We start from the raw sequence: 1416 nt of genomic DNA, 5'->3' as shown, positions 1-1416 counted from the left end.
GCGGCAGACACTCTACATCGATGCGGCTGCGCGGCCCTCGGCGCCCAGGATCTTCGATTTCTCCGGCCTGCAGGCGCGCAGCGTCGAGGTCGTGCTGCGCCAGGCCGGCAAGCAACCGGCCGACATCGAGGGCATCTGCGACGGCACGCTGGCGATCCGTGCCGGCGGCGGTTCACGCACCATCGCCATGGGCACGGCATTCCGTTTTCGCCTGTCCGGCGAGGACGACACGGTCAGCCTGTTTCCGAGTGACGGCCTGAACCGCTGCACCGCAAGGATCCGCTCCAGCCTTGCCCCGGCCGGCGCGCCGCTCACCATTCGGCGCGAAGAGGCCGCCGATCCGGCTCTCGCCGCCTTCGACAGTCGCTACGAGCGTTGCACGACGCCTAACCCCACCGGCCTCGATGCGCTCAGCCGCGCCTTCTATGCCAGCCGCTGGCTGTCGCAGACCTGCGCCTTGCCGATCGGAAAGCCGCGCCTGCTGCGCAAATCGCGCGATGGCTTCAACGCCAAGGTCGAGGCGCTGATAGGGGCGCCGCTGTCCGACAGCGCCATCGACAAGGGCGACCCGGAGCTGCCGCTCGACTTCTCCAGGGCGCCAAGGCTGAAGCTGATCTACCTGTCGTCGCTGGAGTTCAAGGCCGACTTCTCCGGCCGCATCATCGAACGGCTGATCCGCCACCATGCAGCCCTCGGCACCAAGGTGCGCATCCTGGTCACCGACGTGCTGGAGCGCGACAAGGACGACGCCCTGCTGCATCGGCTGGCGGCCGAATTCCCCAATGTCCAATTGCAGGAATATCGCTGGCGGGCGGACCATGGTGCGCCGATCGACGAGCAGATTTCACAACTGCACAAGGTCCATCACGTCAAGATGCTGGCGACGCTTGCCGACGATCCACGGCGGTCGCGCGCCATCATCGGCGGCCGCAACATCCATGACGGCTTCCTGTTCCACCAGCCGATCGATCTGTCGCGCTATCCAGACCTTGAGCAATACGGCAAGACCGACGGGCTCTCGCTGAACTACTATTCGAACTGGAGCGACTTCGACATCGAGTTCGCCGATCCGGCCACGGTCGAAATGCTGGCTGCGCATCTTTCGACAGTGTGGCTGCGCGACGCCGACACCAATCTGGCGCGCCCCTTCTCCATTCCGGTCCGGTCCGACGGCGCCCGCCCGTCAGGCACGGCACGACACTTCATTTCGGTGCCCTACGAGGACGGCCATGCGCTGGAGGACTATTTCGTCGAACTGGTCGACGCTGCCCAGCACCATATCCAGATCGTCAATCCCTACCTCAACCTGACGCCCAAGCTTGCCCAGGCTGTTGACCGGGCGCTCGCCCGCGGCGTCAGGATCGACATTGTCGGCCGCATCGATCTCAAGGGCGATATCGGCGGCAAGTTTCTCAC

1 protein-coding gene is annotated in these 1416 nt (G+C 65.4%); it reads left to right on the top strand.

The genetic code is table 11. The features are described 5' to 3' along the window. A partial coding sequence (locus tag EN893_RS33910; protein ID WP_164901378.1) for a phosphatidylserine/phosphatidylglycerophosphate/cardiolipin synthase family protein occupies positions 1 to 1416 on the top strand: 1416 nt, incomplete at both ends.

It is taken from the genome of Mesorhizobium sp. M7A.F.Ca.CA.004.04.2.1, assembly GCF_004022825.1.
Taxonomy (GTDB): Bacteria; Pseudomonadota; Alphaproteobacteria; order Rhizobiales; family Rhizobiaceae; genus Mesorhizobium.
Note: the sequence above shows the minus strand (reverse complement) of the source record. Positions and strands in the feature narration are given on the sequence as shown.